Here is a 287-nt window from a genome sequence, read left to right on the forward strand (position 1 = left end):
TGCCGGCATCCAGTTTACCGGAGTAAACACGGAAGAAGCACAGCTTACCAACGTAGGGGTCAGTCATGATCTTGAACGCCAGAGCGGAGAACGGAGCGTCGTCGGAAGAAACACGAGCTTCTTCCTCACCGGTCTCGGGGTTGGTGCCCTTGATGGCCTCAACGTCGGTAGGAGCCGGCATATAGTCAACGATCGCATCCAGCAGCTTCTGAACGCCGCGGTTCTTGTAGGAAGAGCCACAGACAACGGGCACGATCTCGTTAGAGATGGTAGCCTTGCGCAGCGCA

Annotated in this window: 1 pseudogene; it reads right to left on the reverse strand. The window is 56.8% G+C overall.

The annotated features are described in order from the left end of the window. Window positions 1-287 (reverse strand): annotated as a pseudogene (fusA, locus tag H6B10_RS16095) (elongation factor G); the annotation flags it as partial.

Origin of the sequence: Gemmiger formicilis (assembly GCF_016901605.1) — a bacterium.
In the GTDB taxonomy this organism is placed as follows: domain Bacteria; phylum Bacillota; class Clostridia; order Oscillospirales; family Ruminococcaceae; genus Gemmiger; species Gemmiger formicilis_B.